At 65.6% G+C, this 23,148-nt stretch carries 19 protein-coding genes; 1 reads left to right on the forward strand and 18 read right to left on the reverse strand.

Translation table 11 applies throughout. The annotated features are described in order from the left end of the window. Nucleotides 1-76: 76 nt before the first annotated feature. The 3 genes from argJ to ACTJJX_RS07325 form a co-directional block, all read right to left on the reverse strand. Nucleotides 77-1,294: a bifunctional glutamate N-acetyltransferase/amino-acid acetyltransferase ArgJ gene (gene argJ, locus ACTJJX_RS07315; protein WP_440781965.1), complete on the reverse strand. Its 1,218-nt coding sequence runs from the start codon at nucleotides 1,292-1,294 to the stop codon at nucleotides 77-79. Nucleotides 1,295-1,440: 146 nt separating this feature from the next. Then, on the reverse strand, nucleotides 1,441-4,191 hold the full coding sequence (secA, locus tag ACTJJX_RS07320) for a preprotein translocase subunit SecA (protein ID WP_003112752.1): 2,751 nt from the start codon (nucleotides 4,189-4,191) through the stop codon (nucleotides 1,441-1,443). A gap of 133 nt (nucleotides 4,192-4,324) precedes the next feature. Next, the gene (locus ACTJJX_RS07325) at nucleotides 4,325-5,248 is read right to left on the reverse strand and encodes a M23 family metallopeptidase (RefSeq protein WP_003094103.1); all 924 of its coding nucleotides are present in this window, start codon (nucleotides 5,246-5,248) and stop codon (nucleotides 4,325-4,327) included. Between the two features lie 80 nt (nucleotides 5,249-5,328). Between ACTJJX_RS07325 and ACTJJX_RS07330 the strand changes: the two genes are divergently transcribed. Continuing rightward, nucleotides 5,329-5,790 (forward strand): DciA family protein, encoded by a 462-nt coding sequence (locus tag ACTJJX_RS07330; RefSeq protein ID WP_003148130.1) that lies wholly within the window; start codon nucleotides 5,329-5,331, stop codon nucleotides 5,788-5,790. Between the two features lie 60 nt (nucleotides 5,791-5,850). On the opposite strand, the gene lpxC is transcribed toward ACTJJX_RS07330, so the two are convergent. The 15 genes from lpxC to rsmH all read right to left on the reverse strand — a co-directional run bounded on the left by lpxC (nucleotide 5,851) and on the right by rsmH (nucleotide 23,146). Further along, nucleotides 5,851-6,762, reverse strand: a complete 912-nt coding sequence (gene lpxC, locus ACTJJX_RS07335) for a UDP-3-O-acyl-N-acetylglucosamine deacetylase (protein WP_003094111.1) — start codon at nucleotides 6,760-6,762, stop codon at nucleotides 5,851-5,853. A gap of 112 nt (nucleotides 6,763-6,874) precedes the next feature. Next, complete coding sequence (ftsZ, locus tag ACTJJX_RS07340) at nucleotides 6,875-8,059, reverse strand: cell division protein FtsZ (RefSeq protein WP_003094113.1); 1,185 nt, start codon at nucleotides 8,057-8,059, stop codon at nucleotides 6,875-6,877. A gap of 50 nt (nucleotides 8,060-8,109) precedes the next feature. After that, nucleotides 8,110-9,363 (reverse strand): cell division protein FtsA, encoded by a 1,254-nt coding sequence (ftsA, locus tag ACTJJX_RS07345; protein WP_003094115.1) that lies wholly within the window; start codon nucleotides 9,361-9,363, stop codon nucleotides 8,110-8,112. A gap of 21 nt (nucleotides 9,364-9,384) precedes the next feature. Next, nucleotides 9,385-10,248 carry a cell division protein FtsQ/DivIB gene (locus ACTJJX_RS07350; protein WP_003094118.1) on the reverse strand — a complete coding sequence of 288 codons (864 nt, stop codon included), beginning with the start codon at nucleotides 10,246-10,248 and terminating at the stop codon, nucleotides 9,385-9,387. 3 nt (nucleotides 10,249-10,251) lie between these two features. Further along, on the reverse strand, nucleotides 10,252-11,211 hold the full coding sequence (locus tag ACTJJX_RS07355; RefSeq protein WP_003103113.1) for a D-alanine--D-alanine ligase: 960 nt from the start codon (nucleotides 11,209-11,211) through the stop codon (nucleotides 10,252-10,254). Continuing rightward, nucleotides 11,208-12,650, reverse strand: a complete 1,443-nt coding sequence (murC, locus tag ACTJJX_RS07360) for a UDP-N-acetylmuramate--L-alanine ligase (RefSeq protein WP_003094121.1) — start codon at nucleotides 12,648-12,650, stop codon at nucleotides 11,208-11,210. Before murC ends, ACTJJX_RS07355 begins: the two co-directional genes overlap by 4 nt. Beyond that, nucleotides 12,643-13,716, reverse strand: a complete 1,074-nt coding sequence (murG, locus tag ACTJJX_RS07365; RefSeq protein ID WP_003103107.1) for an undecaprenyldiphospho-muramoylpentapeptide beta-N-acetylglucosaminyltransferase — start codon at nucleotides 13,714-13,716, stop codon at nucleotides 12,643-12,645. The genes murC and murG overlap by 8 nt, the downstream gene beginning before the upstream one ends. After that, nucleotides 13,706-14,905 (reverse strand): putative lipid II flippase FtsW, encoded by a 1,200-nt coding sequence (gene ftsW, locus ACTJJX_RS07370; RefSeq protein WP_003094125.1) that lies wholly within the window; start codon nucleotides 14,903-14,905, stop codon nucleotides 13,706-13,708. Before ftsW ends, murG begins: the two co-directional genes overlap by 11 nt. Then, the gene (murD, locus tag ACTJJX_RS07375) at nucleotides 14,905-16,251 is read right to left on the reverse strand and encodes a UDP-N-acetylmuramoyl-L-alanine--D-glutamate ligase (RefSeq protein WP_003161468.1); all 1,347 of its coding nucleotides are present in this window, start codon (nucleotides 16,249-16,251) and stop codon (nucleotides 14,905-14,907) included. The genes ftsW and murD overlap by 1 nt, the downstream gene beginning before the upstream one ends. 13 nt (nucleotides 16,252-16,264) lie before the next feature. Continuing rightward, the gene (gene mraY / locus ACTJJX_RS07380; RefSeq protein WP_003094129.1) at nucleotides 16,265-17,347 is read right to left on the reverse strand and encodes a phospho-N-acetylmuramoyl-pentapeptide-transferase; all 1,083 of its coding nucleotides are present in this window, start codon (nucleotides 17,345-17,347) and stop codon (nucleotides 16,265-16,267) included. Next, nucleotides 17,347-18,723, reverse strand: coding sequence for a UDP-N-acetylmuramoyl-tripeptide--D-alanyl-D-alanine ligase (locus ACTJJX_RS07385; RefSeq protein ID WP_003103103.1), 1,377 nt, complete (start codon nucleotides 18,721-18,723; stop codon nucleotides 17,347-17,349). The genes mraY and ACTJJX_RS07385 overlap by 1 nt, the downstream gene beginning before the upstream one ends. Beyond that, the gene (locus ACTJJX_RS07390; protein ID WP_003094133.1) at nucleotides 18,716-20,179 is read right to left on the reverse strand and encodes a UDP-N-acetylmuramoyl-L-alanyl-D-glutamate--2,6-diaminopimelate ligase; all 1,464 of its coding nucleotides are present in this window, start codon (nucleotides 20,177-20,179) and stop codon (nucleotides 18,716-18,718) included. Before ACTJJX_RS07390 ends, ACTJJX_RS07385 begins: the two co-directional genes overlap by 8 nt. Then, complete coding sequence (gene ftsI / locus ACTJJX_RS07395; protein ID WP_003094139.1) at nucleotides 20,179-21,918, reverse strand: peptidoglycan D,D-transpeptidase FtsI; 1,740 nt, start codon at nucleotides 21,916-21,918, stop codon at nucleotides 20,179-20,181. Before ftsI ends, ACTJJX_RS07390 begins: the two co-directional genes overlap by 1 nt. Next, nucleotides 21,915-22,208: a cell division protein FtsL gene (ftsL, locus tag ACTJJX_RS07400; RefSeq protein ID WP_003094142.1), complete on the reverse strand. Its 294-nt coding sequence runs from the start codon at nucleotides 22,206-22,208 to the stop codon at nucleotides 21,915-21,917. The genes ftsI and ftsL overlap by 4 nt, the downstream gene beginning before the upstream one ends. Beyond that, nucleotides 22,205-23,146: a 16S rRNA (cytosine(1402)-N(4))-methyltransferase RsmH gene (rsmH, locus tag ACTJJX_RS07405; RefSeq protein WP_004348010.1), complete on the reverse strand. Its 942-nt coding sequence runs from the start codon at nucleotides 23,144-23,146 to the stop codon at nucleotides 22,205-22,207. Before rsmH ends, ftsL begins: the two co-directional genes overlap by 4 nt. Nucleotides 23,147-23,148 lie beyond the last annotated feature (2 nt).

Raw genomic sequence — 23,148 nt, forward strand, 5'->3', positions numbered from 1 at the left:
GAGAACTTAAGAGGCGCACGGACCGATGGCAAATTCCCGATTTTCATCCATCGATGAAGGATCGGAATGCCTGGCTTCAGGTGCGGTACTCTGCGTTGATCTTCACGTATTCGTGGGACAGGTCGGTGGTCCAGATGGTCTCGCTGCAGGTGCCGCGTCCCAGTTCGATGCGGATGCCGATCTCGGCCTGGGCCATCACCGCCGCGCCCTGTTCCTCGGTGTAACTGGCCGCCCGGCCGCCACGGCTGGCGATACAGACGTCGCCAAGGAACACGTCGATCTTGCTCACGTCCAGATTGGCCACGCCGGCACGTCCGACCGCGGCGAGAATGCGTCCCCAGTTCGGGTCGGAGGCGAACAGCGCGGTCTTGATCAGCGGCGAGTGGGCCACGGCATAGCCGACATCCAGGCACTCCTGGTGGGTGGCGCCGCCGTTGACCTGAACAGTGACGAACTTGGTCGCGCCCTCGCCGTCGCGAACGATGGCCTGGGCCAGCTCCATGGAAACCTCCAGTACCGCTTGCTTCAACGCGGCGAACAGCGCGCCGCTGGCCTGGGTGACTTCCGGCAGCGCCGCGCGACCGGTGGCGATCAGCATGCAGCAGTCGTTGGTGGAGGTATCGCCGTCGATGGTGATGCGGTTGAAGGACTTGTTGGCGGCGTCGCGCAACAGATCCTGCAGCACGCCCTGGGCGACCTTGGCGTCGGTGGCGATATAACCGAGCATGGTCGCCATGTTCGGCTTGATCATCCCGGCGCCCTTGCTGATCCCGGTGACGGTCACGGTCACGCCATCGTGCACGAACTGGCGGCTGGCGCCCTTGGGCAGGGTATCGGTGGTCATGATCCCCGCGGCAGCTTCGGCCCAGCGGTCCTCGGCCAGGTCGGCCAGGGCCGCAGGCAACGCCGCCTCGATCTTGGCCACCGGCAGGGGCTCGCCGATCACCCCGGTGGAATATGGCAGCACCGAAGTCTCGGCGACCCCGGCCAGTTCGGCGAGCTTGGCGCAGGTTTGCGCGGCGGCGGCGAGGCCGGCCTCGTCGGTACCGGCGTTGGCGTTGCCGGTATTGGTCAGCAGGTAGCGCACCTCACCGAGGAAACGCTGTTTGGCCAGGGTCACCGGCGCGGCACAGAACGCGTTCAGGGTGAACACCCCGGCCACGCTGGAGCCTTCGGCGCAGCGCATGACCACCACGTCTTTGCGCCCCGGTCGCTTGATGCCGGCGGAAGCGATGCCGAGTTCGAAACCGGGGACCGGGTGCAGGGTGGACAGGGGGCCAAGACCGACAGCCATGGGAACGCGCTCCTTTACCAAACAGTGGACTCGATACCGTCTGCGACGGCGTGACGGAAAACGCATCGGCGCCGGGCTGGCGCCAATTCGAACAAACGCCGCGAGCGGCAGGACCGGTCGCGGCGTTGGTGAACCAGGCGGGAAGCTTAGTCCAGCTGCCCGTGGCAGTGCTTGTATTTCTTGCCGGAACCGCACGGGCAAGGCTCGTTGCGGCCGATCTTCTGCTCGTTGCGCACAGGCTCGAGCGGCACGACCGGAGCCGGGCCCTCGGGAAGCTCTTCTTCCTCGCCGGCCACGGCCTGCTCCATCGAGGGAGCCTCGGCGTGCTGGAACTGCATGCGCTTGGCCAGTTCCTCGGCCTCGCGACGCAGGCGGGCCTCCTCTTCGGCCGGGTCTTCGCGACGGACCTGGACGTGGGACAGCACGCGGATGGTGTCGCGTTTGATCGAGTCCAGCAGCTCCTGGAACAGGGTGAAGGACTCGCGCTTGTATTCCTGCTTCGGATTCTTCTGCGCGTAGCCACGCAGGTGGATGCCGTGCCGCAGGTGGTCCATGGTCGACAGGTGGTCCTTCCACAGGTCGTCCAGCACCCGCAGCAGCATCTGCTTCTCGAAGGCGCGCAGGGCTTCGGCGCCGGCCAGCTCTTCCTTCTCGTAGTAGGCGGCGACGATCTGCTCGAGGATCTTGCTACGCAGGGTTTCCTCGTACAGCTTGTCGTCTTCGTCCAGCCACTGCTGGATCGGCAGGCGCACGGCGAAGTCGCTGTACAGCGCAGCCTCCAGGCCTTCGATGTCCCACTGCTCGGGCAGCGACTGCGGCGGAATGTGCTGGTTGATGGTGGCGCTGAGGGTTTCCTCGCGGAATTCCTTGATGGTCTCGCCCACGTCCTCTGCCGACAGCAGGGTATTGCGCATGTGGTAGATCACCTTGCGCTGCTCGTTGGCTACGTCATCGAATTCCAGCAGTTGCTTGCGGATGTCGAAGTTGCGCCCTTCGACCTTGCGCTGGGCCTTCTCGATGGCGTTGGTCACCATGCGGTGCTCGATCGCCTCGCCGGACTGCATGCCCAGCGCCTTCATGAAGTTCTTCACCCGGTCGGAGGCGAAGATCCGCATCAGGTTGTCTTCCAGCGACAGGTAGAAGCGGCTGGAACCCGGGTCGCCCTGACGACCGGCACGGCCGCGCAACTGGTTGTCGATCCGGCGGGATTCGTGGCGCTCGGAGGCGATCACGTGCAGGCCGCCCGCCTCGATCACCTGCTGGTGGCGCTTCTGCCATTCGGCCTTGATCTGGGCGATCTGCTCCTCGGTGGGGTTCTCCAGGGCCGCGACTTCGACTTCCCAGTTGCCGCCGAGGAGGATGTCGGTACCGCGGCCGGCCATGTTGGTGGCGATGGTCACCGAACCGGGCGCGCCAGCCTGGGCGATGATCTCGGCTTCCTTCTCGTGGTACTTGGCGTTGAGCACCTTGTGCTCGATGCCTGCCTCTTGCAACAGCTTGGAAACGTACTCGGAACTCTCGATCGACGCGGTGCCGACCAGGATCGGCCGGCCGAGGGCCTGGCACTGCTTGATGTCGGTGATGATCGCCGCGTACTTCTCTTCCTGGGTCAGGTAGACCAGGTCGTTGAAGTCCTTGCGCGCGATCGGCCGGTGGGTCGGGATCACCACCACGTCGAGACCGTAGATCTGGCGGAACTCGAAGGCCTCGGTATCGGCGGTGCCGGTCATGCCGGCCAGCTTGTTGTACAGGCGGAAATAGTTCTGGAAGGTGGTGGAGGCCAGGGTCTGGCTCTCGGCCTGGATCGGCAGGCCTTCCTTCGCCTCGATGGCCTGGTGCAAGCCCTCGGACAGGCGACGGCCAGGCATGGTGCGGCCGGTGTGCTCGTCGATCAGGAGGATCTGGTCGCCCTGGACGATGTACTCGACGTTGCGGTGGAACAGGGTGTGCGCGCGCAGCGCTGCGTAAACGTGGGTCAGCAGGCTCAGGTTGTGCGCCGAGTAGAGGCTCTCGCCTTCTCCGAGCAGGCCGTTCTGGCTCAGCAGGTCCTCGATGAACTGGTGGCCCTGCTCGTTGAGTTCGACCTGGCGGGTCTTCTCGTCGATGCTGTAGTGGCCTTCCTCGGTCGGCTTGCCCTCGACCTCTTCGACCTGGCGCTTGAGACGCGGGATCAGCTTGTTGATCTTGATGTACAGCTCGGAGCTGTCTTCGGCCTGGCCGGAGATGATCAGCGGGGTACGCGCCTCGTCGATGAGGATCGAGTCCACTTCGTCGACCACGGCGAAGTTCAGCTCGCGCTGGAACTTGTCGTCCAGGCTGAAGGCCATGTTGTCGCGCAGGTAATCGAAGCCGAATTCGTTGTTGGTGCCGTAGGTGATGTCGGCGGCGTAGGCGGCGCGCTTGTCTTCCGGCGGCTGGAAGGGAGTGACCACGCCGACGCTGAGGCCGAGGAACTCGTACAGCGGGCGCATCCAGTTGGCGTCGCGGCGCGCCAGGTAGTCGTTCACCGTGACCACGTGCACGCCCTTGCCGGACAGCGCGTTGAGGTAGACCGGCAGGGTGCCCACCAGGGTCTTGCCCTCGCCGGTACGCATTTCGGCGATCTTGCCGTCGTGCAGGGTCATGCCACCGATCAGCTGGACGTCGAAGTGGCGCATGCCCATCACCCGCTTGCCAGCCTCGCGAACCACGGCGAAGGCCTCGGGCAGCAATTGGTCGAGCGTTTCGCCCTTGGCGTAGCGCTGCTGGAATTCAGCCGTTTTCGCCTTCAACTGCTCGTCGGAGAGCGCCACCATCTGGGGCTCGAGCGCATTGATGGCCTGTACAGCCTTGGCCATGCGCTTTACATCACGCTCGTTCTTGCTTCCAAAGAGTTTCTTCAACAAAGGCGCAAACATATCGACTTGGTCATCCACACGTGGGGAATGGAAGGCTCACCCATCCGGCGGCCCGTGCCGATCAACGGCATGAAAGGGAACATTCTACCCGGAAACGGGTATGAGAAAAGTACAGCAGATCAATGCGCGTCGCTCACTCGGAAACAGACGCGCGTGCGATGAAGCTTTGCGGATTCATTACCCGGCCATCCTTCATCACTTCGAAATGTACGTGGTAGCCGGTGGAGCGTCCGGTGCTGCCGACCTTGGCCAGCACCTGGCCGCGCTTGACCAGGTCACCGACCTCGACCAGGTTCTTCTGGTTATGGGCATACAACGTGGTGTAGCCATCGGCGTGCCCGACCTCGACCACGTTGCCATAGCCGTTCTTGCGCCCGGACCAGGTCACCACCCCCGCCGCCACGGCCACCACGTCGCTGCCAGCCGGCGCGGCGAAGTCGATGCCCTTGTGCATGCTCAGGCGGCCGCTCACCGGATTGACCCGGCGCCCGAACGGCGAGGAGATGTAGCCCTGGCGCACCGGCTGGCCGGCCAGGTAGGTCGACTGGCTGATGTGCTTGTCGGCGAGCAGTTGCTCCAGCACCTCGAGCTGCTGCTCGCGGGTATCCAGGCGTGCCGCCAGTTCGTCCAGCGTCGCCATGAACGACGGCGGGGCATAGGCGCTGCCCTCCAGCGGTTCGTCGACGCCACCCTGGCCGACGCTCAGGGAGAAGTCGAACTCGTCGGGGTCGACGTCGGCCAGCTCGGTGAGACGTTCGCCGAGGGCATCCAGCCGAACCAGGCGCGCCTGCAGTTCGCCGAGATGCACGCTCAGTGCGTCCATCTGCCGCTGCGCGTCCTCGCGGGCGCTGCTGATCTCGGCGCTCTGCGCCTGCAGCGCGGCATCGACTTCGATGCCGGCCACCGGAGCCGGCGCGCGGAACAGCCAGGCGCCCATGAAGCCCCCGGCCAACAGGCTGGCACCGACCACGCAGGCCCCGGCCAGCATCAGCAACCGCGGCTGCAGATGGACGGAGCGAGCGGCCCCATGGTGCCGGCTCAGAAAAATGATGTGCATGACTTATCCTTCATACGGGCCGGCAGTAGCGAAACGCTTTCTGCTACCATTCCGACTCAGTAACCCCCAGGCTTCCCGCCATGTCTTTTCGTCCCTTGCCCGCCCAGGCATCGACCCAGTTGCTGCGCCAGGCCAGGCCGCTGCAGATGCTGTTCGCCGAAGCCCAGCGCATCTGCCGCCTGCAGCAACTGCTGGAAAGCCAGTTGCAACCGGCGGCGCGCCCGTACTGCCATGTGGCTTCGTGGCGCGGCGGTTGCCTGCTGCTGATCGTCACCGATGGCCACTGGGCCACACGCCTGCGCTATCAGCAGCGGCGCCTGCAGCGGCAGCTGCAGGCTTTCGAAGAATTCGCGAACTTAGCGAAAATCCTTTTCAAGGTGCAACCCACCACGTCCACACAACGTGCGGCACGTCGCAGCTTGACCCTGTCTGCCGTCGCGGCGGAAAACCTTCGCGAATCCGCCGAGATCGTCGGCAATCCACGCCTGCGGGAAGCGCTCGAGCGGTTGGCAAGCCGCGCCGAGAAAAGCCGGCAAGAATAAATCCCGAAATAAAAAGAGGCCACCCTGAGGTGGCCTCCAAATATGGAAAGGAGAGTTTTCCTACACTGCCGCCGCCGGGCGCATATAGGAAATAGGCGCGGTACGCGCGTCTTCGAAGGTCACCACTTCCCAAGCATCCTTGTCTGCGATCAACGTACGCAGCAGTTGGTTGTTCAGGGCATGGCCGGACTTGAAGCCACGGAACTCGCCGATAAGACTGTTGCCGAGCAGATACAGGTCGCCGATGGCATCCAGGATCTTGTGCTTGACGAACTCGTCCTCGTAACGCAGGCCGTCTTCGTTGAGCACGCGGTTCTCGTCGACCACGATCGCGTTCTCCACGCTACCGCCGAGTGCCAGGTTCTGCGAACGCAGGTACTCGATGTCGCGCATGAACCCGAAGGTACGGGCGCGGCTGACCTCCTTGACGAAGGAAGTACTGGAGAAATCGACCGAGGCCTGCTGGGTGCGACCACGGAAGACCGGATGATCGAAATCGATCTCGAAGCTGACCTTGAAGCCGTCGAACGGAACGAAGACGGCGCGCTTGTCGCCCTCTTCCACGCTGACTTCGCGCTTGATGCGGATGAACTTCTTGGCAGCTTCCTGCTCTTGCAATCCGGCGGACTGGATCAGGAATACGAACGGACCAGCGCTGCCATCCATGATCGGCACTTCCGAAGCGGACAGCTCGACGTAGGCGTTGTCGATGCCCAGGCCGGCCATGGCCGAGAGCAGGTGCTCCACCGTATCCACTTTGACGTCACCCTTGACCAGGGTGGTCGACATGGTGGTTTCGCCGACGTTCTCGGCCCGGGCCGGGATTTCCACGACCGGATCCAGGTCGGTGCGGCAGAACACGATACCGGTGTCCACCGGCGCCGGTTTCAGGGTCAGGTAAACCTTTTCCCCCGAGTGCAGACCGACGCCAGTAGCCCGGATGATGTTCTTCAAGGTGCGTTGTTTGATCATGGCTTTGGCCGCTTAAGCGCTGACTGCGAACTGTTTTCAACAATGGCCGGCGATGATAGCAGAACCGGCCTTTGCTGAACACCAATCACATCTCTACTCCTGATTAATTACTTCAATCGGCCTGACGACGCAGGAACGCCGGGATATCCAGGTAATCCAGGTCATCCTGCGGGTTCAGCTTGGCCGCGGTCGCCGCGCTGCCGTGAGACTGGTTGCGCATCACGGTAGGACGGTCGAGGTCGCGGTAGTTCACCGACTGCTGCTCGCGCTGGGCCGGAGCGGCTGCCTGGGCTGCACTGCCCTGCACGGTGTTGTCGACGACCTTCACCGGTTTCTCCAGGCGCGCGCCCAGGCCGGTGGCGACTACGGTGACGTGCAGCTCATCGCGCATGTCCGCGTCGATCACGGTGCCCACCTTCACAGTGGCGTGCTCGGAAGCGAACTGTTCGATGATGTTGCCGACATCGGAGTACTCGCCCAGGGACAGGTCCGGACCCGCAGTGATGTTCACCAGGATGCCGCGCGCGCCCTGCAGGTTGACGTCTTCCAGCAGCGGGTTGCGGATTGCCGCCTCGGTGGCCTCGCGGGCACGGTTCGGACCGCTGGCGCAGCCGGTACCCATCATCGCCATGCCCATTTCGCTCATGACGGTCTTCACGTCGGCGAAGTCGACGTTGATCATGCCCGGACGCTTGATGATGTCGGAGATACCGCGCACGGCACCGGCCAGCACGTCATCGGCCTTGGCAAAGGCGGCCAGCAGGCTGGCGTCCTTGCCGAGGATGGTCAGCAGCTTCTCGTTCGGGATGGTGATCAGCGAATCGACGCTCTCGGCCAGCGCGCGGATGCCCTCGTCGGCGATCTGCATGCGCTTGCGACCTTCGAACGGGAACGGGCGGGTCACCACCGCGACGGTGAGGATGCCCATTTCCTTCGCCACTTCGGCGATGATCGGCGCGGCGCCGGTACCGGTGCCGCCACCCATGCCGGTGGTGATGAAGACCATGTCGGCGCCTTCCAGCACTTCGGAAATGCGCTCGCGATCTTCCAGAGCCGCCTGACGACCGACTTCCGGATTGGCGCCGGCACCCAGCCCCTTGGTGACGCCCGGGCCGAGTTGCAGAACGGTGCGCGCCGCGATGTTCTTCAGCGCTTGTGCGTCGGTGTTGGCGCAGATGAACTCGACGCCCTCGACGTTGTTCTTGGCCATGTGATTGACGGCGTTGCCGCCACCACCACCTACACCGATCACTTTTATGACGGCGGTTTGTGCGATGTTATCGACCAGTTCAAACATTTCCCCTCTCCTTCCTTTCTAGTTTTGTCGCCTACTGTTACCGCGTTGAATCAGAAATTGCCCTGGACCCAGCGTTTGAGCCGCTCCAGGACAGGTGCCTTGGGTTCGTCGCTGCTGTAGCTGCTGCCTGACACAGACATCGACATGCCATCGGACTGCTTCTGCAGTCCGTACATCAGCAGGCCGACGCCCGTCGAATAGATCGGGTTGCGCACCACGTCGGTGAGGCCCTTCACGCTATACGGCACGCCGAGGCGTACCGGCATGTGGAAGATTTCCTCGGCCAGCTCGACCGCGCCTTCCATCTTCGAGGTGCCGCCGGTGAGGACGATCCCTGCCGGGATCAGGTCCTCGTAGCCGCTGCGGCGCAGCTCGGCCTGGACCAGGGTGAACAGCTCGTCGTAACGAGGCTCGACCACTTCGGCCAGGGCCTGGCGCGACAGTTCGCGCGGCGGCCGGTCGCCGACGCTGGGCACCTTGATGGTCTCGCCGGCACCGGCCAGCTTGGCCAGGGCGCAGGCGTAGCGGATCTTGATCTCTTCCGCGTACTGGGTCGGCGTACGCAGGGCCATGGCGATGTCATTGGTGACCTGGTCGCCGGCGATCGGGATCACCGCGGTATGGCGGATCGCGCCTTCGGTGAAGATCGCGATATCGGTGGTGCCGCCGCCGATATCCACCAGGCACACGCCCAGTTCCTTCTCGTCCTCGGTCAGCACCGAATAGGCCGAGGCCAACTGCTCGAGGATGATGTCGTCGACCTCGAGGCCGCAGCGGCGCACGCACTTCTCGATGTTCTGCGAAGCATTCACCGCGCAGGTCACCACGTGCACCTTGGCTTCCAGGCGCACCCCGGACATGCCCAGCGGCTCGCGCACGCCTTCCTGGTTATCGATCACGTAATCCTGGGCCAGGGTATGCAGCACCCGCTGGTCCGCCGGGATCGCCACCGCCTGGGCGGCATCCAGTACCCGTTCGATATCCGCCGGGTTCACCTCGCGATCGCGGATCGCCACGATGCCGTGGGAATTGAGGCTGCGGATGTGGTTGCCGGCGATGCCGACGAACGCCGAGTGGATACGGCAACCGGCCATCTGCTGGGCCTCGTCGATGGCGCGCTGGATCGACTGCACGGTGGACTCGATGTTCACCACCACGCCCTTCTTCAGGCCGCGGGACGGATGAGTACCGATGCCAACGACCTCCAGCTGGCCATCGGCCGTCACCTCGCCCACCAGCGCCACCACCTTGGAGGTACCGATGTCGAGGCCGACGATCATCTTGCCGCTCTGCACGCTTGCCATGGTTATTACTGTCTCCTCAACTCACTGCACGGCGCTGGCCGTGGCCACCGTCGCGGGCGTGACCGGCTCGCGCCACGCAACGGCGAGGCCGTTGGGGTAACGCAGGTCGATCCGCGCAATGTTCGAAATCTGATCTTTGAGTGCCTTGTCGTAGATGCTTACGAAGCGGCGAATTTTGTCTACCACGTGGTCGCGCCCGATCTGGATCTCGACGCCCTGGGCCGTGGTCAGCGCCCAACCGCCGCGATCGCTCATTTCCAGGCGGGCGATGGAGAACCCGAGGGGACGCAGCAACTGGCTGAGCAACTGGTATTGCTGCATCACCTGCTGTTGCGCCCGCTGTGGACCATGCAAGCGGGGCAGATGTTCATAATTCGCCAGCTCCTTTGGCGTAAAAGCCTGTCCCTGGTTGTTCAGCAGCGCTTCGTCGCCCCACCGCGCGATCGGCAGTTGCTCGTCCAGGCGGATCACCACTTGGTCCGGCCACACCCGGCGCACCTCGGCGTGGGCGATCCAGGGCATCTGTTCCAGTTGCCCGCGCATGCCCGCCAGGTCGATGGTGAAGAAGCTCGCCGCCAGGTACGGGGAGATCCGCTGCTGCACCGCGCGCTGGCTGATGTAGCTGAGGTCGCCCTCGACACTGACCTTGGCGATCGGCCGGTCGGCGTACGGCAGGATGTACTCGGCGCCGCGATAGGCGCCATAGCCGAGAACGGCCAGCAACAGCGGCCAGGCCAGGTACTTGAGGAAACTGAAGTCGGCTTTCGGCAGGCGCACGCTCAGCGGTTCCTTGGCCACCAGACGGCTGGCGCCGCGCGGCATCGGCTTGCGCGGAGCGCGGCCGAGTCCACCGGGTTGCTGATGACGGAGCAGTACGCCATTCATGGCTTATCCCCTCGCCTCGCGGCTATCGGCCAGGATCGCCAGCACCAGTTGCTGGAAATCCAGGCCGGCGGCCCGCGCGGCCATAGGCACCAGGCTGTGGTCGGTCATGCCCGGTGCGGTGTTGACTTCAAGCAGCCAGAAACGCCCTTCGGCGTCCTGCATCACGTCCGCCCGCCCCCAGCCCTGGATGCCCAGGGCGTCGCAGGCGCGCGCGGTGAGTTCCTTCAGCTCGCGTTCCTTGGCCTCGTCGAGACCGCAGGGCACCTGGTAGCGGGTATCGCTGGCCAGGTACTTGGCGTCGTAGTCGTAGAAGGTGTGCGGCGTGCCCAGGCGGATCGCCGGCAGCACCTGCCCGCGCAAGGTCGCCACGGTGAATTCCGGGCCGCTGATCCACTGCTCGACCAGCACCTGCGAGTCGTAGCGGGCCGCTTCGCGCCACGCCGCGATCAATTCGTCGAGCCCGCCGACCTTGGCCATGCCGATGCTCGAGCCTTCGTGAGCCGGCTTGACGATCAGCGGGAAACCCAGTCGCTGCGCCGCTTCGCGGCAGTCATCCTCGCTGGCCAGCACCGCGTAGTCCGGGGTCGGCAGGCCGAGGCTGAGCCAGACCCGCTTGGTCCGCAGCTTGTCCATCGCCAGCGCCGAGGCCAGCACGCCGCTGCCGGTGTAGGGAATGCCCGCGCACTCGAGCAGGCCCTGCATGCTGCCATCCTCGCCGCCACGACCGTGGAGAATGATGAAGGCACGGTCGATCTTCTCCTCGACCAGGCGTTGCAGCAGGTCTTCGCCGACATCGATGCCGAAGGCATCGACCCCGGCGGCCAGCAGGGATTGCAGGACCATCGCGCCGGACTTCAGCGACACCTCGCGCTCGGCGCTCTTGCCGCCGAACAGCACGGCGACACGGCCGAACGCCTTGGGATCCTGGGTGCCGTTCAGCAGGCTATCGAGGCAAAGGTTCATGCGCCCTTCCCTCCCTTGCCGGCGAACAGCGGGTTCTTGATCAGTTGCGGGGCCAGGCCGCCGACATCGCCAGCGCCCTGGCAAAGCAGGATGTCGCCAGCGCGCAGCAGCGGCTTGACCAGCGGCGCCAGGTCGGCGTCACGCTCGAAGTAGATCGGGTCAAGCTGGCCGCGCTGGCGGATGCTGTGGCACAGCTGGCGGCTGTCGGCTCCCGGGATCGGCTCTTCGCCGGCCGGATAGACCTCCATCAACAGCAGCACGTTGGCTTCGCCCAGCACCTGCACGAAGTCTTCGTACAGGTCGCGGGTACGGGTATAGCGATGCGGCTGGTAGACCATCACCAGGCGACGCTCCGGCCAACCGCCACGGATCGCCTTGATCACCGCGGCGACTTCGCGCGGATGGTGGCCGTAATCGTCCACCAGCATCACGCTGCCACCCTCGACCTGCAGCTCGCCGTAGACCTGGAAGCGCCGGCCTACGCCCTGGAAGCCGGACAGCCCCTGGACGATGGCTTCGTCGGAGATGCCCTCGTCGGTAGCGATGACGATGGTCGCCAGGGAATTCAGCACGTTGTGCAGGCCGGGCATGTTCACCGAGACGTCCAGCGGCTCGCGCTCCGGGCGCAACACGGTGAACCAGGTGCGCATGCCTTCCTGGCGGATGTTGATCGCGCGCACGTCGGCGTCTTCGCTGAGGCCGTAGGTCACGGTCGGGCGGGCGATCTGCGGGAGGATCTCACGCACAACCGGATCATCCACGCACATCACCGCCAGTCCGTAGAACGGCAGGTTGTGGAGGAACTCGACGAAGGTCTTCTTCAGCTTGTTGAAGTCGCCGCCGTAGGTCGCCATGTGGTCGGCGTCGATATTGGTGACCACCGCGACCATCGGTTGCAGGTGCAGGAAGCTGGCGTCGCTCTCGTCGGCCTCGGCCACCAGGTAGCGGCTGGCGCCGAGCTGGGCGTTGGTCCCGGCGGCGTTCAGCCGGCCGCCGATGACGAAGGTCGGGTCCAGGCCGCCGGCGGCGAACACCGAGGCGATCAGGCTGGTAGTGGTGGTCTTGCCGTGGGTGCCGGCTACCGCGATGCCGTGCCGGTAGCGCATCAGCTCGGCGAGCATCTCCGCACGCGGCACCACCGGAATCCGCCGTTCCAGGGCCGATGCCACTTCCGGGTTGGCCCGGTTGATGGCACTGGACACCACCAGCACGTCGGCGCCGTCGGCGTTTTCCGCCTGGTGGCCGATGAAGATCTGCGCGCCGAACTTCTCCAGGCGCTCGGTCACCGCCGAGGCCTTGAGGTCCGAGCCGGATACCTCGTAGCCGAGGTTCAGCAGCACTTCGGCGATCCCGCACATACCGGCGCCGCCGATGCCGACGAAATGGATGCGGCGGATACGGCGCATGGTCCGGGTGACGCCATTCGGTTCTTTAACCACGGGCCACCTCCAGGCAGGCATCGACCACCGTCCGGGTAGCCTCGGGTTTCGCCAGGCTGCGTGCCTGGTCTGCCATGGAGCGCAGGGTTTCGGGATGCATCAGGACCTCGGACAGCTGCGCGGCCAGTTCGGCCGCGCCGGTAGACTTTTGCGGCAGCAGGCGGCCGGCGCCGCTGCGTACCAGGAATTCGGCATTGCGGGTCTGGTGATCGTCGATCGCGTGAGGCAACGGCACCAGGAAGGCGGGCAATCCCGCCGCCGTCAGCTCGCTGACGGTCAGCGCGCCGGCGCGACAGATCACCAGGTCGGCCCAGGCATAGGCCGCGGCCATGTCGCTGATGAAGGGCGCGACGTCCGCTTCGACCGCCACTGTGCGATAACGCTCGGCGGTAATCTCGGCATGCTGACGACCGGCCTGATGGCGGATTGCCGGACGGATTTCCAGCGGCACCTGCGCCAGGGCCTCTGGCAACAGCTTGTTCAGCGGTTCCGCGCCAAGGCTGCCGCCGAGCACCAGCAGATTGACCCGACGGCCGGTCAGCGGCGCGCGGGCGTGCGCGTCGAGGAATAGCTCGCCGCGCACCGGATTGCCGGTGGTCAGACGCTTGTCACTGGCCGGGAAGGTATCCGGGAATGCCTCGCAGACGCGCCTGGCGATCGGCGCCAGGCTGCGGTTGGCGGTGCCGGCCACGGCGTTCTGCTCGTGGATCACCAGCGGCACGCCGTTGAGGCGCGCAGCCAGGCCGCCCGGGCCGGTGACATAGCCACCCAGGCCGAGCACGCAGACCGGCCTCAGCTGGCGGATCACCCGCAGCGCCTGGAACAGCGACTTGAGCAGCTCCAGCGGCGCCTTGACCAGCGACTTCAGGCCCTTGCCGCGCAGCCCGCTGACCTGGATCAGGTGCAACGGCAGGCCGGCCTTGGGTACCAGGTCATTCTCGATGCCGCGCGGCGTCCCCAGCCAGTGCACGGCATAGCCGCGCGCCTGGAACTCCCGCGCACAGGCGAGCGCCGGGAACACGTGTCCGCCGGTGCCACCCGCCATGATCAGGACATTACCTTTCATCGGCAAAGTCCTCTTCGTTGAACTCATATTCCTCGCTACCCAGGTGGGTTCGCCGTTCCCATTCGATGCGCAGCAACATCCCCAGACAGGCACAGCAGATCACCAGCGAACTGCCGCCGTAGCTGAGGAACGGCAGGGTCAGGCCCTTGGTCGGCAGCAGGCCGACGTTCACCCCGATGTTGATCAGGAACTGGCCGATCCAGAGGAAGGCCAGGCCGTAGGCCACGTAGGCGGAGAAGAACTGCTTGGCCTGCTCGGCCCAGATGCCGATGTACAGCGCGCGCAGGCTGACGAACACGAACAGGGCGACGGTCGCCAGGGCGCCGACGATGCCCAGCTCCTCTGCAAGCACGGCGAAGACGAAATCGGTGTGCGCCTCCGGCAGGTAGAACTGCTTCTGGATGCTGTTGCCCAGTCCCATGCCCAACCAGCCGCCGCGGCCGAAGGCGATCAGCGCCTGGCTCAACTGATAGCCGGCGCCGAACTGGTCGGCCCAGGGGTCGGTGAAGTTGGTCAGGCGTGCCATCCGGTAGGGCTGGGTCTGGATCAGCAGGACCACCGCGCCGACCGCCAGCAGCACCATCAGGCCGAAGCGGAACAGCCCCACCCCGCCGAGGAACAGCATGGCCGCGGCAGCGCCCATCATTACCACGGTGGCGCCGAAGTCCGGCTCGCGCAGCAGCAGGCCGGCCATCGGCAGCAACACCACGAAGGGCTTGAAGAAGCCCATCCAGCTTTCCCGGACCTCCTGCTGGCGGCGGATCAGGTAGCCGGCCATGAAGATCACCACGCAGACCTTGGCGATCTCCGAAGGCTGGATGTTGAACAGGCCGAAGCCGATCCAGCGCATCGAGCCGTTCACCTCGCGGCCGATACCGGGGGTGATCACCAGCACCAGCAGGCCGAAGGCGACCAGCAACAGCTTCCAGCCCCAACGCTGCCAGGTGGCCATCGGGACCATCATGGTCAGGCCGCAGGAAATCAGGCCGATCACCAGGTAGATCAGGTGACGGACGGAGAAGTACAGCGGGTTGCCCGACTGCGCCGCCGCCACCTCGGAAGAGGCGGAAGTCACCATCACCAGGCCGAGGCCGAGCAGCGCCAGGCAACCCGCCAGCAGCGGGAAGTCCAGGTCGATGCCGTGCCGGCTCAACAGCGGCGACGGGAAGGGGCGCAACACCGACAGCATCACGCTAGCTCCTCTACGGCTTTGGCGAACAGGCGTCCGCGTTCTTCGAAGTTCTTGAACATGTCCAGGCTCGCGCAGGCCGGCGACAACAGCACCGCATCGCCTTCGCGGGCCAGCTCGGCGGCCTGCCGGACTGCTTCGTCCAGCGTTGCGACGCGCACCAGCGGTACCGCGTTGCCCAGTGCCTGGGCAATCAGCTCGGCGTCACGGCCAAGCAGTACCACCGCCCGGCAGAAGCGCGCGACCGGCTCGCGCAGGTCATGGAAATCGGCGCCCTTGCCGTCTCCGCCGGCGAGCAGCACCAGCTTGCCGTCGATGTCGGCACCCAGCCCCTCGATCGCCGCCAGGGCGGCGCCGACGTTGGTGGCCTTGGAATCGTCGTAGTAGCTCACGCCCTGCCGCTCGCGTACCCACTGGCAGCGATGAGCCAGGCCGGAAAACGCCTTCAGCGCGCCGAGCATGGCGTCGAACGGCAGGCCGACCGCATGGCCCAGCGCCAGCGCGGCGAGCGCGTTGGAATAGTTGTGGGCGCCACGGATCTTCAGTTCGCCAACCGGCAGCAGCTTGTCGAACTGGAACGCCAGCCACTTCTGGCCGTCTTCCTCGATCAGGCCGAAAGCCTTGAAGTCCGGCTTGTTCAGGCCGAACGACCAGCACGGCACGGTATCGGCGATCAGCGGTCGGGTCAGGGCATCGGCGCGATTCACCACGACCTGGCGGGCACCGCGGAAGATCCGGTGCTTGGCCAGGTGGTAGTCAGCCATGCCGTCGTAGCGATCCATATGGTCTTCGCTGACGTTCAGCACGGTCGCCACCTCGGCGTTGAGGCGATCGCAGGTTTCCAGCTGGAAGCTCGACAGCTCCAACACGTACAGCTCGATGTCGTCGGCCAGCAGGTCGAGCGCCGGGGTGCCGAGGTTGCCGCCGACGGCGACACGCTTGTCCGCGGCCACCGCCATTTCGCCCACCAGGGTGGTCACGGTGCTCTTCGCGTTGGAACCGGTGATGGCGACGATCGGGGCCTTCGCCTCGCGGGCGAAGAGATCGATGTCACCGGAGATGCGCACGCCTTTCGCGGCGGCCTGTACCAGCGCGGGGGTGCGCAGCGACAAGCCGGGGCTGACGTAGAGTTCGCGGGCGGAGCAGAGGAACTCGGCGTCGAGTTCGCCGCAACGCACTTCCACCTGCGGATACTGGGCACGCAGGGTGGCCAGCTCCGGCGGGTTCTCTCGGGTATCGACCACGGCGAAAGGCAAGCCGCGGCGCGCCAGGTAGCGCACCAGGGACATGCCGCTCTTGCCGAGGCCGACAACGATGCGGAAGTGGTCGGAGGCGATCAGGCTCATGCTCTCTTCGTCCTCAACGCAGCTTCAAGGTGGCGAGGCCGATCAGCACCAGGATCACGGTGATGATCCAGAAGCGCACGATCACGCGCGGCTCCGGCCAGCCTTTCAGTTCGAAATGGTGATGGATCGGCGCCATGCGGAAGACGCGGCGTCCGGTCAGCTTGAAGGAAGCGACCTGGATCATCACCGAGAGGGTTTCCATGACGAACACCCCACCCATGATGAACAGCACGATTTCCTGGCGCACGATCACCGCGATGGTGCCCAGCGCGGCGCCCAGCGCCAACGCGCCGACGTCGCCCATGAAGACCTGCGCCGGATAGGTGTTGAACCAGAGGAAGCCGAGGCCGGCGCCGACCAGCGCGGCGCAGAACACGATCAGCTCGCCGGCGCCCGGTACGTTGGGAATCAACAGGTACTCGGCGAACTTCACGTTGCCCGACAGGTAGCAGAAGATGCCCAGCGCGCCGGCAACCATTACCGTCGGCATGATCGCCAGGCCGTCGAGACCGTCGGTGAGGTTCACTGCATTGCTCGAACCGACGATGACGAAGTAGGTCAGGACCACGAAGAAGATGCCCAACTGGATCTCGACGCTCTTCAGCATCGGCACGATCAGGGTGGTCTCGATCGGGGTTTCGGCAGTCATGTAGAGGAACACGGCGGCGCCGATGCCGAACACCGACTGCCAGAAGTACTTCCAGCGGCTCGGCAGGCCACGGGAGTTCTTCTCGATCACCTTGCGGTAGTCGTCCACCCAGCCGATGGCACCGAACAGCAGGGTAACGACCAGCACTACCCACACGTAGCGGTTGGAAAGATCCGCCCACAGCAGCGTGCTGATGGCTATGGCGGTAAGGATCAGGGCGCCGCCCATGGTCGGGGTGCCCTTCTTCGACAGGTGCGACTGCGGACCGTCGTTGCGCACGGCCTGGCCGATCTGGCGGATCTGCAAGGTACGGATCATCCAGGGCCCCAGCCACAGCGACAGCGACAGCGCGGTGAGCACGCTGAGAATGCCGCGCAGGGTCAGGTACTGGAAGACGCCGAAGCCCTTGTAGAACTGTTGCAGGTATTCGGCCAGCAGCAGGAGCATTAGTGACTCTCCTCGGAGGAACCGCACAGCGCCGCGACGACTTTGTCCATCGCCGCACTGCGGGAACCCTTGATCAAAATGGTGGTTGTCGGTTGTTCGGTGGCCAGCGCCCCGATCAGGCTGGCCTGGTCGGCGAAGTGCCGGCCCGTGGCGCCGAACGCCTGTACGGCGTGGGCCATCAGCGGTCCGACCGCATAGAGCGCGGACACCTTGCCAGCGGCGTAGGCGCCCACCTCGCGGTGGGCCTGCTCGGCCCAGGAACCGAGTTCGCCCATGTCTCCGAGGACCAGGACGGTGCGCCCGGAAAAGCCGCTCAGTATATCAATCGCCGCCAGCATTGACGCGGGGTTGGCGTTGTAGCTGTCGTCTATCACACGCAGCCCGCTGGCGGTCAGTTGCGCTACCGCGCGGCCCTTGACCGGCTGCAGCGCCTGCAGCCCGGCGACGATCCCATCCAGCGGCACGCCCAGTGCATGGGCGGCAGCGGCGGCAGCCAGGGCATTGGCGACATTGTGCCGCCCCAGCAGGTTGAGCTGGACCTGCGCTTCACCCGCTACGCCCTGCAGCCTGAAGCCCATGCAGCCGCGCGCATCGCGCTGCAGATCGGCGGCGCGGAAATCGGCCTGGGGCCGGTCGAGGGAGAAAGTCAGCAACGGACGGCCGCTGGCACGGGCCTTCCAGGTGTCGAAGGCCTTGTCGTCCAGGTTCAGCACGGCGGTGCCGTCGGCGGCCAGCCCTTCGAGTATCTCGCCCTTCGCCTCGACGATCTTCTCCGGTCCGCCGAACTCGCCGACATGGGCGGTTCCGGCATTGGTGATGATCGCCACGTGCGGGCGGGTCAGCTCGACCGTGTAGGCGATCTCGCCGATGCGCGAGGCGCCCAGTTCGATCACTGCGCTACGGTGCTGCGGCGCCAGTTGCAGCAGGGTCAGCGGTACGCCGAGGTCGTTGTTCAGATTGCCACGGGTAGCCAGCACCGACTCGGCATCGCCGGCCTGGGTACGCAGGATGCTGGCGAGCATCTCCTTGACCGTGGTCTTGCCGCTGGAGCCCGTCATGGCCGCCAGCGGGCCGGTGAACTTGCGCCGGTTCAGCGCGCCCAGTCGCCCCAGGGCCGCACGGGTATCGCGCACCAGCAATTGCGGCAGGGGCGCGTCGGCGACTTCGCGCTCCACCAGCGCAGCCACCGCGCCCTTGGCGGCAACCTCGGCGAGATAGTCGTGGCCGTCGAAACGCGGCCCACTCAGGGCAATGAACAGTTGGCCGGGCCCGATGGCGCGACTGTCGGTGGAAACCGCCGAAAAGACGGCGTCCTCGCCGATCAGGCGGGCGTCCAGCGCGACCGTCAACTGGCTGAGGCGAAGAGGCTCAAGCATGCGGCACCTCCCAGGCGGCCAGGGCGCGCTCGGCCTGCTCGATGTCGGAGAACGGATGGCGTACGCCGTCGATCTCCTGATAATCCTCGTGACCCTTGCCAGCCAGGAGCACCACGTCATCCACCGCAGCGGAAGCGATCAGATGGGCGATCGCCTCACCGCGCGACGGCAGGAAGGTAACCTTGTCAGCGGCAGCGAAGCCTTTGCGGATATCGGCGATGATCGCCGCACTGGCCTCGGTGCGCGGGTTGTCGTCGGTGACCAGCACCCCATCCGCCAGGCGTTCGGCGATCGCAGCCATCAGCGGACGCTTGCCGGCATCGCGATCGCCACCGCAGCCGAACAGACACAGCAGGCGCGCGGCCGCGTGCGGACGCAGGGCCTCCAGGACTTTTTCCAGGGCGTCGGGAGTATGCGCGTAGTCCACCACCACCAGCGGCTTGTCGCCGCCTCCCAGGCGCTGCATGCGGCCGACCGGCCCCTGCAGTTGCGGCAAGGTGCGGAGGATATCGCCCAGGGGATAACCCAGGCCAAGCAACGCACCGACCGCCGCCAGCAGGTTGCTCAGGTTGAAGCGGCCGAGCAACGGGCTGCGCAGCAGGCCCTCGCCGTGCGGAGTGACCAGTGCCGCCTCGATGCCGGCGTCGCCGAAGCGCGCTTCGCGGCAATAGAGAAACGCCGAGCTGTCGGTGAGGCTGTAGGTGATCAGCTCCGAGTCCTGCTCCTCGCCGGCCAGTCGACGGCCGAAATCGTCGTCCAGGTTGATCACCCGGCAGCGCAGGCCCGGCCAGGCGAACAGCTTGGCCTTGGCGGCGGCATAGGCTTCCATCGAACCGTGATAGTCGAGGTGGTCGCGGGACAGATTGGTGAACACCGCGATATCGAAACCGAGCGCCGCCACGCGGCCCTGGTCGAGGCCGTGGGAAGACACTTCCATCGCTACCGCGCGGGCGCCGGCCTGCTTCAGCGTGGCCAGCGTGGCCTGCACCGCGAGCGGGTCCGGCGTGGTGTGCCGGCCGCTCTCCAGGGCGCCGTAGAAACCGGTGCCGAGGGTGCCGACGATGCCGCAGCGCTCGCCGAGCAGATCCAGGGCCTGGGCCACCAGTTGGCTGACGCTGGTCTTGCCGTTGGTGCCGGTGACGCCGATCAGGTCCAGCCCGCGGCTCGGCTCGCCGTAGAAACGCCCGGCGACCGCCGACAGTTGCGCGGCCAGCCCCTTCACCGCGATCAGCGGCGCATCGCTGGGCGGCAACTCTCCGGCGCCTTCCGCCTCGTAAGCCACGGCAGCCGCGCCCTTGGCCAGGGCATCGGCGATGTGCGCACGACCATCCTGGCGCCCGCCCGGCACCGCCAGGAACAGGTCGCCCGGACGAACGCCGCGGCTATCCAGGGTCAGCTCGCGGATCAGCAGATCGCGCTCGGCCTGGGGAAACAGTTGGTTCAGGCTCATAGGCATCAGCCACGCCCTCCTTTTGCGGGCGCAGCATTGACCTGCTGCTGTTCGGTGGCCGTCGGCAGGTTATCCGGCGGCACGTTCATCAGGCGCAGCGCGCCAGCCATGACCTTGCTGAACACCGGCGCCGACACCAGGCCGCCGAAGTAGCCCGCCTTGCTCGGCTCGTCGATCACCACGACCATCGCGATGCGCGGATCGGTGGCCGGGGCGAAACCGGCGAACAGCGAGCGATAGGCGTTTTCCCGGTAGCCCTTGGTGCCGACCGAGACCTTGCGCGCGGTCCCGCTCTTGCCGGCGGCGTGGTAACCCGGCACCTGGGCGCGGAACACCCCGCCCTGGGCCTCGACCACTTGTTGCAGCATGCCCTGCACGGTGGAAGCCACTTCAGGCGAGATCACCTGCACGCCATCCGGCACGCGGTCGACTCGGGTCATGCTCAGCGGCACGCTCTTGCCGTCGTTGGCCAGGGCCGCATAGGCATGCGCCAACTGGATCGCGGTTACCGAGAGACCGTAGCCGTAGGCCAGGGTCGCGGTTTCCGCCTTCGGCCACTTGCGGTGGTTGGGCAGGTTGCCGACGCGCTCGCCGGGGAAGCCCAACCCCGTGTCCTGCCCGAGGCCGACCTGTTGCATGACCGAGTAGATGGATTCGGCGCCGATGTCGAAGGCGATCTTGCTGATGCCGACGTTGCTCGACTTGATCAGGATGCCGGTGAGATCGAGTTGCCGCGAATTGCGCGATACGTCGCGAATGGTGTAGCGGCCGATCTGCAGGGTGCCCGGGTAGACGTCGACGATATCGCTGGGTTTCCAGCGCCCGCTGGCCAGCGCCGCGCTCATCGAGAACGGCTTGACCGTCGAGCCCGGCTCGAACACGTCGATCATCGCCCGGTTGCGCATGGCCGCCGGCTGCAGGTTACGACGATTGTTCGGGTTGTAGGTGGGCTGGTTGGTCATGGCCAGGATCTCCCCGGTCTTCACGTCCATGATCACCAAGCTGCCGGCCTTGGCGCCGTTTTCCAGCAGAGCGTTGCGCAGTTCGCGATGAGCCAGGTACTGCAGGCGCAGGTCGATGGACAGCGCAAGGGTCTTGCCCGGTTTGGCATTCTTGGTGACCTGCACGTCCTTGATCACGCGGCCACGGCGATCCTTGAGCACCTGGCGCTTGCCCGGCACGCCGGCCAGCCATTCGTCGAAAGCCAGCTCGATACCTTCGCGACCGCGGTCGTCGACATCGGTAAAGCCGACCGCATGGGCCACCACTTCGCCAGCCGGGTAGAAACGCCGAAACTCCTCGATGGAGTACACGCCGGGCACCTTCAGGGCGATCACGCCTTCGCCCTGCTCCGGGGTCAGCCCACGGACCAGATAGATGAACTCGCGCTCGGCGTTCTGCTCGATGCGGTCGGCGAACAGCTTGGTATCCTGCCCGAGCGCCGCCGCCAGTTGCGGCCAGCGTTCCTTGGCGGTCATCAGCTCCTTGGGGTTGGCCCACAGGGTGGTGACCGGGGTGCTCACCGCCAGCGGTTCGCCGTTGCGGTCAGTGATCAGGCCCCGGTGCGCAGGGATGGCTATATGCCGCACGCTACGCGCGTCGCCCTGGCCCTTGAGGAAGTCATGGTCGATCACGTGCAGGTCGACGATTCGCCAGACGATGGCGCCGACCATCGCCAGCAGCAGGCCGACGATCACGCAGAACCGCCATGGGTAGAGGGCGCCCTGGAAATAATTCAGTTTCATGGCGCCACCATCCTGACCTCGGCCGGGTCGGGAACGCGCATGCGCAACTGTTCCACCGCCAGGCTTTCGATGCGGCTATGGGCGGTCCAGGTGCTCTGCTCGAGAATCAACCGGCCCCACTCGGCCTGCGCCTTGTCGCGCACGCTCAGCTCGGAATACAGCGAGTTGAGCAGTTGCCGGTTCCAGTAGGTGCTGTAGGCCACGGCAATCGCCGAGAGCAGCAGACCTATATAAAGCAGCAACATGAGGAAGCTGCCGGTAGGCAGGCGCTTGACGAAGAGACGGCTCATCTCAGCTTCTCCGCCACGCGCATGACCGCGCTGCGCGAGCGCGGGTTGGCCTTGAGTTCTTCTTCCGAAGCGTACTGCGGCTTGCCCAGCAGCTTCAGGCGCGGCTCGAAGACCTTGGAACGGATCGGCAGGTCGCGCGGCAGGTTGTCCGCCTCGCCCTTGGCGTGCTTGCGCATGAACAGCTTGACGATGCGGTCTTCCAGGGAATGGAAACTGATCACCACCAGCCGGCCGCCGACGGCCAGCGATTCGAGCGCGGCGTCAAGGCCACGCTCGAGATCGCCCAGCTCATTGTTCACATGGATGCGCAGGCCCTGGAATGCGCGGGTCGCCGGATTCTTGCCCTTCTCCCAGGCGGGGTTGGCAACCGTGATCACTTCGGCGAGATCGGCAGTTCGTTCGAACGGCCGCTCCTGGCGGCGCTGCACGATGGCGCGAGCCATCCGCTTGGCGAAGCGCTCTTCGCCATATTCCTTGAAAACCCGGGCGATTTCCTCTTCGGCGGCATTGGCGATGAACTCCGCTGCGCTGATGCCCTGGCCGGGATTCATGCGCATGTCCAGCGGACCATCGTTGAGGAAGCTGAAGCCGCGCTCGGGATCGTCGAGTTGCGGCGACGACACGCCAAGGTCGAGCAGGACGCCATCGACCCGCCCTTCGAGACCGCGTGCGCGCACCTCATCGCCCAGTTCGGCGAACGAGCGCTGCACAATGACGAAGCGGCCGTCTTCGGCCGCCAATGCTTTTCCTGTCTGGATGGCCTGGGGATCTTTGTCGAATCCGAGCAGGCGTCCCCCGGCGCCCAGTTTCTCGAGCAAGGCTCGACTATGGCCCCCTCTTCCGAAGGTACCGTCCAGATAGCAGCCGTCCTCCCGCGGGGCCAGTGCGGAAACGGCCTCCTCGAGCAGAACGGTGATATGGCGGTAGGTGGCATTCATAG

Source organism: Pseudomonas sp. 22490 (genome assembly GCF_052044465.1).
GTDB classification, from domain to species: domain Bacteria; phylum Pseudomonadota; class Gammaproteobacteria; order Pseudomonadales; family Pseudomonadaceae; genus Pseudomonas; species Pseudomonas aeruginosa.